Genomic DNA, 8,228 nt, shown 5'->3' on the forward strand with positions numbered 1-8,228 from the left:
ACCAGTCTCCCGACCAGAGCGTCGCTATCCGCCAGAGGCGCAACACGCGATACGGGTGGGTGGCTAGCCCTTACCCGACCGGGACTTTCACCCGGCAAGAAGCGCCAAGCTTCGCTTGGCGCACTAATGATAAGGTTAGATTGAGTGAACCAAGCATATAATGATCCAACCTCTTTAGTTGTAAAGCCCGGGTCACAGTTACCCGCATCTAGACACATCGCGAAAACAAGCTTATAATCAACCACCCAGATTACTTCTAACACCACATTACCTTTTTAGTACGGTGAATCGATCACTGGTCGTTCCTCTAACGTGAATCCGCCAAGCATCTGCCACGAAAGAGAGGCATTAATGATTAACCTAAAAGAAAAATACGACATACACAACTCTTCTTTGAATATATCTCTAACAAAACATAAATACACATGCTATTTGGTATTTTTTTTACTTTTTTTAATTGCCACCCCCAGCATAGGCATGGAGCAACTAGCCTCGCCCTTTATTCAAAATCAGGGACAGTTCTCTGAAGAGATTCGCTACTGGACGACTAACGGGAATCAGAGCGTCTCGGTATCGAAGGACGCTATCCGTTACCAAGCAACTTCCCAAGGCACCGTGCTCGATGAATACCTGGCAGGTGACCAGGTAGCATTCGACATCAATCCCCTTGACGCTGCTACAACCCGCATCCATTGGTTTCGTGGGGCGGATTCCAACCGCTGGTACCGCGACTTGGAAGCTTACTTCAGCTTGAGTCTGGGGCAAATTACTCCCGGGGTTCGCCTGGAGCTGCGCCGCAACAAGGAATCAGCAATCGAAAAAGTTTTTCATATCAGACCACATGCCAAGGTTGATGCCATTGCGCTTGACTTTGCCCAGCCGCACGATCTTGACATTGATGCACAAGGACGCCTGCGTGTTGCACTAAGAAACAATGTGGTTTTCGTGTTTAGTGCGCCAATTGCTTATCAGCTGATCGAAGGCAAGCGCAAATCAGTCGAGGTCGCTTATCGACTGCTGACTGGCGGCGGATACGGCTTCACCTTGGATGATTATGACCAAAATTACCCCTTGGTCATCGATCCATCGCTGGTGGCCTCTACACTCATCGGCGGGGACGCCCCCGAAAGTATCTCGGCCTTGGGTACCGATTCCGCTGGAAACCTTATCGCAGTAGGACATACCCGCTTCCCATATCAAGACGAGATCGAACCCTTTCCAATCGTCAATGGCAGTTACGATACAACAGTGGATGGAGACAAAGATGTCTTTGTTGTCCGCTTTGATCCGGATTTGGAACAATTGTTGGACATGACCTTTATTGGCGGCACTGACAAAGACATCGCAAAAAGTCTCGCAGTGATGAACGATGGAGCGGTTTTAATCGTCGGCCAGACGGACTCCGGCGCGGCTTTCCCAGCGACCACCTTACCCTTCGGGCCGGAAGATTCTTTCGATAATTACACCGTCAGCTTTGTTTCGATTCTGTCGTCTGATTTGTCTCAACTGCTTTCATCGGCAGTATTCAAGACGAATGGCGCGACTTGGGTTCAGGATGTCGCGCTCGACTCGCAGGATAATATTTTCATCTGCGGGCATACCAACAGCGAAGGTTTGATTGGTACCGGCTATGACACCACGAAAGATGGCTGGGAAGAAGTCTTTGTTGCCAAATTTGACGCCACTTTATCCAATTTGCTTGCAGCGACCTATCTCGGCGGAACTGCAACCGAACACTGCTCTGCCATTGCTGTTGATCAACAGAATCGGATTTATGTCACCGGAGATGTCAACTACGCCGTCCGCCCTGATCTAAATCAGGGTGTTTCCTTGGAGTACGACTTTCCTACAACCAACGCTAGTTGGATGCCTGTTGGTATCGGCTGCCACGCAGGATTTGTGAGTCGCTTTGATAACCAGTTAAGACAACTTCAAGCGAGTTCTTTTATTGCTGTGACTGGTTCTAGTGAAACGCAATGCGGGTTTACCACAAATAATGGTTATCTTTACCTCAAGGACCTCGCAATTGCATCGGACGGCACAATTTACGTTGCCGGGGACGTTGATTACGGAGGTTTGCCTATCACGGGAGGCGTTCAGCCTGATTTTCCAAAGGATCGCGATTGGGCGGATTATCCGCACAAGCCCTTCATAGTGAGAATGGACAGCGATTTATCCTCCGTTGAAGCAGCGACATACTTTGGCGGAACCACGTTGTCTGATGATCTTGCAATTGGTCTTTCTCTCGATTCTGCGGGCAATGTCATTTTGGCTGGTAATGCCGGCAGTTCGACTTTCCCTACTACGATTGATGCATATTCAAGGGAACTCAATAACGGCAGTGTCGACCCGTTTGTTGCGATTTTTGACACTGATTTAAGTCATTTAATGTATTCCACTTTACTTGGAGGAAGTCGCGATGACGACCTAACCAGCCTAGCGTTGGGCTCTGATGACAGCATTTTTATTGGAGGAGCAACCTACCGAGCTGGATCCGACCCGGAGCAAAGCTTTCCGACAACTGAAACGGCCTTCGACCAGAAGAACAACCAAGGCGGTTGGGATGGTTTTGTTGCCCGCATTGAGGTTCCGAAAGTGTTATCAGTAGTTCTTGATGGCGCGGGAACTATGGTACCTGGCACTGAAGAAAACTTTGAAATCAGCTATCGCAATACCCTTGGGGAGGTCGCGGAAAATGTCGTTGTGTTGGTGGACATTCCTGCTGGGTTTGAGTTTTCAGGAGACGACGGGCAAGCCCAATTCTACGCAGTCGGTCGCTGCGAGAACCGTCTCTTCTGGTCGCTTGGCGATCTGCCGGAGGGAAGCGAAGGAAGGCTGAATTTCAAAATGCTGGTGCCAGCCGGAACGCCAACCGAAGATTTCGAGATAATGGCGCGAATAAGCGCCAGCAATGATCCAGAAGAGAATTTCGATGTGACGCCCTATCTCGACTACACCAGAGTAGAAGTGGACACCTGGCGCTTCATGTCGCTCACAGAATCTGAAAATGTACGCGCCGCACACCCGGATATCGACAGTCTCTATCAATATGCGCTAAGCAACGGTTATGCCTCAAGTGGAACAAGCACTGAGGTCGTTATGAGCAATGGTCAAGAGCTATGGCAATTTTACCTTGTTGATAAGAACAATGGTGGAATGGCGGTTTTGTCCAGTTCAGCGGTTAATGCGATGATCGCGCGCCATCAAGGCCAAACCTACAGTCTTTTCGACCAACAGGGTGGATTCAACTGGAATCGCGGGATCGGGATTGAGTATTTTGATGGAAACTTATCTAACTTGCAGTACTCGTCGGCGCGAGCAGATACACAAGCCTCTTCGTTATCATTGACGAGAAGTAAGTGTATGTTTAACTGCGTGATAAACACAATCCCTGCACAAGCGCTAAATAAGGCTAGTTTTGCCGTCAACGCGGCAAGCATTGCAATCGAATGCATTAAATGTCGTCAGGCGGCTACGACGGGGAACACTGATGAGGTTAGTATTCGTAATAACTGTGCAAAATGCACGGCGAGCCTTGCCAAGCAAGGAACCAGAAGCGTTCCTGGCATCGGAGATTTAGTGGGAATCGCAATTGATACGGTGCAATGCAAAGAGGACTGCTCGAAAGATCCATACTCGCATATATGTGTTCAGGGACAAGAAAAATATGATTGCTCCTGTCTTGCAAACTGGTGGGACAATAGTCGGGTATGCATAACACAGTGTGATGCTAAAGGAGATTACCAGCCCCTTTCCAAAGGAGTCGGTTGTTCGAGTGACTTCGTTGATAACGACTGGGTGAAACATTACTGTGATGCCGCTAGTTGTGATCCAGCAAAAGGATGGGAATCTTGTTGTGTGCCAAAATCGAAACTCTGTAAAGAGGGGGAAGGCTGCGCAACTGCCACGACCAAAGTCCGTGCCGCTCACGACCCCAATGCCAAGCTCGCGGTGCCTGATGGCGCAGTTCTGGCTGGCTCAACAATCGACTATGTGCTGCAATACGAAAACACCGGCGAAGGCACCGCGCTCGGGGTCTTCTTGGTTGATGCTCTCTCCGAGTCCTATGATGAATCCACTCTGGTAATTGGCGATGGCGGCACCTACGACAAAGCATCACGCCTGTTGCACTGGGACATCGGCGATGTACCGGCCGGTCAGGGTGGCGAGGTGCATTTCAGCGTGCAGCTTGAGGCGGATCTCGCCGAAGGGACCAACGTCAGCAATCAGGCGAAGGTGTACTTCCCGAATGCATTGGAGGTGACACCCACGAACTTGATCGTCCATGAAATAACCAGTCTCGCTGCCCATAACCAGAGGCTTGAAGCCACTGCAGGCACCGCCGTCGCTGTGACTTTAGAGGGGCAGGGCCCAGCGGGATTGACCTACGAAATTCTCACCGAACCTCTTTATGGGACCATCGACGGAACTCTGCCGCAGCTAGGCTACACGGCACAATCCGGGTTCAGCGGGATTGATCGCATGACCTTCCGCGTGCGCAGTGGCGATCGTGTGAGTGTTCCTGGAACAATCACCTTTGAAGTTGCTCCGGATCCGGCAGATACCACTCCTCCGGAAATCCTATTTGTCTTCCCGGAGGATGGCGCAAGCAATGTTCCGGTTTCGACTGAGGAGATCCGTGAGGGCCTTTATCCGCCCACCATTGAGGCCATCTTTGCCGAGCAAGTGGATATCACTGACGCCAGTTTCAGCATCACCGGAATTGATGGTGAGATCGAATACGATGCTGGCACTCAAAGCGTTCACTTTTGGCCGGGACAACCCTTGGATAACCAACAAAGCTACACTGTTACCCTCAATGGAGTGAAGGATTTGAACGGCAACCCGATGGCCTCGGCCGTGACCTGGCAGTTCTCAACCAGTTCCGAGACTACGCAACCAACTGAATCCTTAATCCAGTATCTGGATCAAGGTGCCAGCACGCTGACCTTGAGCGGATCGGCCGCTGGCTCGATGCGTTATCTCGATTTCGGCGGCACGGATACCTACACCCTGCCAACCGATCTGACCGGCCCAGTCATGCTGGTGGACAACCAAGCCAGCACCATCCATCTGCCGATCGGCCTCAATATTCAGTCAGCCGAGTTCGCAAGCGATGCCGTGCGCTTTACCATCAATGGCCATCAAGTAAAACTGCTCGGCCAACCGGCAACCTTCACCTTTATTTTCGCCGACACAGTTGCGCGTGACTTTCCTGAAACGGCGGCTACCTTTGGAGCATCGATTCCCGCACCCGGTGCATCGCCGGTTCTCGGAACGAGCGTCGGCAGTGTCGACGAGAACGGCGATATCACTCAAATATTCTTTTAACGGATCACCCCGCTTTCTATTCTTTCAATGCACCCCTATTTTGCTGGGGCGCATTGAATTGCAAGAAATGTGGATTAAATCACAGCAATCGACTCTCTAGTACCTCACGCGCCCGCGCCACAGCGGCACGCACCTGTGCTGGCGCGGTGCCGCCGAAGTGATCGCGCGCGGCCACCGACCCCTCCAGGGTTAGCACAGCAAACACATCTTCACCAATGACTGGCGAAAAGCGGCGCAGTTCCTCCAAGCTCAAGTCGGTCAGATCGCAGTCTCGCTCGACACCCAGCGCCACAGCGCGCCCGACGATTTCGTGGGCATCGCGAAAGGCCAGCCCCTTGCCCACCAGATAATCCGCCAGGTCGGTCGCCGTGGTAAATCCCTGCAAGGCCGCAGCACGCATACGCTCACGATTGCAGCGTAGCGCCCCCATCATGTCAGCAAACACCTTCAAACCACCGCGCAGGGTATCCACGATATCAAACAGCGGCTCCTTGTCTTCCTGATTGTCCTTGTTATAGGCCAGCGGCTGGGCTTTCATCAGCGTCAGCAGCGCGATCAGATGACCAAACACCCGCGCACTCTTACCACGCAGCAATTCCGGCACATCAGGATTTTTCTTCTGCGGCATGATGGATGAGCCGGTACAGAAGGCATCCGACAGGGTGATAAAGCCAAACTGTGCCGAGGACCAAAGAATCAGCTCCTCAGAAAAGCGCGACAGGTGCATACTCAGAATCGCCGCCGCCGCACTGAATTCAATGGCAAAATCCCGATCCGACACCGCATCGAGCGAATTGGCCGCCGGGCGCTCGAATCCCAGCTGCTCTGCGGTATCATGGCGATCAATCGGATAGCTGGTCCCCGCCAGGGCCGCCGCACCCAGTGGCATTACATTGATGCGCCGGCGCGCGTCGCCCAAGCGTTCGAAGTCGCGTTCCAGCATTTCATACCAGGCCATCATGTGATGGCCAAAGGTCACCGGCTGTGCGGCCTGCAGATGGGTAAAGCCCGGCAGGATGGTTTCGGCCTCGCGCTCGGCAAGCTCCACCAACACCCCTTGCAGTCGGCGCACAGCCGCTCTGATATGATCCACTTCCTCGCGCAGCCACAGGCGAATATCGGTGGCCACCTGGTCATTGCGCGAGCGCCCGGTATGCAGGCGCTTACCGGCATCGCCGATCTCGGCGGTTAGCGCCGCCTCGATATTCATGTGCACGTCTTCCAGCGGCACCGACCAGGCAAAATCGCCTTGCTCAATGCGCGTCTTAATCCGTTCCAGCCCCTGAATAATGGCCTCGCACTCGCTGTCGCTCAAAATCCCCTGGCGCGCGAGCATGCGCGCATGGGCTTGTGAACCCTGAATGTCGTGCCGATACAGACGTTGATCAAAGCCTACCGAGGCAGTAAAGGCCTCGACAAAGGCATCGGTTGGTTCATTAAAACGCCCGGCCCAGGGCTTGTGTGTCGCTTGAGTTAATTCCTGATGCTGCATAACGTCCGCCAAAAGCGATGGATGCGGGATGAAACACCCGCGACAGTTGCCACACCCAAACAGCCTGTTCAGGCCCATCTGTTGCCTGATTTCTGTAGCCTGCCCATGGTGCTGGGAGTGGTGGTTTACGGCGAGCTGCTGGCGATTCTCATCGCCCTGGCCTCGGCGCAACCTCTGGCGACATTCTGGACCAGAATGGGGCCGCTGTCAGTTTTCGTGCAGTTGATCACCCTGCTCAGCGCCACCCTGCTGTGCATGGGTCGAGCACCGCTTGAGCGCCTCGACCCCCGCCTCGGTGCCCTGAGTGCGCTGGGCCTCATCATCGGCTCCAGCGCGCTCGTGACCTATGGCACCGCGCTCCTGATACCACCCGAGCTGGCCCTCTGGTTGTTTCCGCGCGACGGGTTGAGCGGCCTGCTGATCCGCGCGCTCTGGATCAGCACCATCGTAGGTGCTCTACTGTTGCGCTATCTTTACCTACATCAGCAATGGCGCGCCCAGGTGGAAGCGGTCGCTAATGCCCGCTTTAAGACTCTCCAGGCACGAATTCGGCCGCATTTTTTGTTCAATAGCATGAACACTATTGCCAGCCTGACCCGAATCAACCCGCAACTGGCCGAAGAAACCGTGCTGGATCTCGCCGATTTGTTCCGCGCCGCACTGGCCACCGAGGCCGACACCGCCACCCTGACCGAGGAATTCGCCCTTGCGCGCCACTATCTGAACATCGAACAACAGCGTCTCGGTGCGCGCATGCACATCGACTGGGACATCGGACGAGCACCCGGCGAGGCCCGGCTGCCGCCGATGATTCTGCAACCCCTGGTCGAGAACGCTGTGTATCACGGCGTGCAGCCTGCAACCGGACCTGGTCATATTCGCATCCAGGCCGACTATCGTCATGGTCAAATTTATGTGACGATCAACAATAGTCTGCCCGATACTCAGGTGCCTCCCACGCACAGCGGCCATCGGATGGCGATTACCAATGTCAGCCAGCGACTGGAGGCCATGTTTCCCGGTGCTGCCCGCTTAACTCATGGCGTGCAGCGTGGGGAGTACCAGGTGCGCTTCGCCTTTCCCCATCCGTGGAGACAGGCGTCAACTACCCCGCCCTGAAGGGCGGAGCTTGTGAAGACAAGCTGGGTTGACCAGGGAAAGCGGTGAAAACCCGCTACGTTTGCAACAGGTCGCCAAGACCCACTCCGGAATGCTTCCTCAGTTCCGGACACTGGAAGATCAGGATCATGCGGGTGAAAGGCAAAGCGCCGAAGGTGTTGATCGCCGCCGCGAGGCGGGAGCCGGTTGCAGACTTTTCCGAGGGGAGCGAGCCGCGAGGCTCCGTCACCAGGCCCGTAAGGGCAGGAATTGAAATGGCTGTCTTTGTTCTCGACAAACAGAAAAA

General features: G+C 53.9%; 4 protein-coding genes. 2 read left to right on the top strand and 2 right to left on the bottom strand.

Going from position 1 to position 8,228, the window contains the following annotated elements; all coding sequences use genetic code 11:
• Window positions 1-351 precede the first annotated feature (351 nt).
• Window positions 352-5,331: an Ig-like domain-containing domain gene (locus CKO36_RS18000; RefSeq protein ID WP_200286295.1), complete on the top strand. Its 4,980-nt coding sequence runs from the start codon at window positions 352-354 to the stop codon at window positions 5,329-5,331.
• 79 nt (window positions 5,332-5,410) lie between these two features.
• On the opposite strand, the gene argH is transcribed toward CKO36_RS18000, so the two are convergent.
• Complete coding sequence (gene argH, locus CKO36_RS18005; RefSeq protein ID WP_200286296.1) at window positions 5,411-6,823, bottom strand: argininosuccinate lyase; 1,413 nt, start codon at window positions 6,821-6,823, stop codon at window positions 5,411-5,413.
• Between argH and CKO36_RS18010 the strand changes: the two genes are divergently transcribed.
• Window positions 6,815-7,942: a sensor histidine kinase gene (locus tag CKO36_RS18010; protein ID WP_200286297.1), complete on the top strand. Its 1,128-nt coding sequence runs from the start codon at window positions 6,815-6,817 to the stop codon at window positions 7,940-7,942. The two genes, argH and CKO36_RS18010, sit on opposite strands and share 9 nt — an antisense overlap.
• Window positions 7,943-7,997: 55 nt before the next feature.
• On the opposite strand, the gene CKO36_RS19420 is transcribed toward CKO36_RS18010, so the two are convergent.
• The coding region (locus tag CKO36_RS19420) for a hypothetical protein (RefSeq protein WP_207161519.1) at window positions 7,998-8,228 on the bottom strand (231 nt) is incomplete at its 5' end.

The organism is Rhabdochromatium marinum, from assembly GCF_016583795.1.
In the GTDB taxonomy this organism is placed as follows: Bacteria; Pseudomonadota; Gammaproteobacteria; order Chromatiales; family Chromatiaceae; genus Rhabdochromatium; species Rhabdochromatium marinum.

What these genes read in the sequence shown, in the direction of transcription:
- CKO36_RS18000 (WP_200286295.1), top strand. Translation starts at nt 352, where the DNA reads ATGATTAACCTAAAAGAAAAATACGACATACACAACTCTTCTTTGAAT.
- CKO36_RS18010 (WP_200286297.1), top strand. Translation starts at nt 6,815, where the DNA reads ATGCTGCATAACGTCCGCCAAAAGCGATGGATGCGGGATGAAACACCC.
- argH (WP_200286296.1), bottom strand. Translation starts at nt 6,823, where the DNA reads ATGCAGCATCAGGAATTAACTCAAGCGACACACAAGCCCTGGGCCGGG.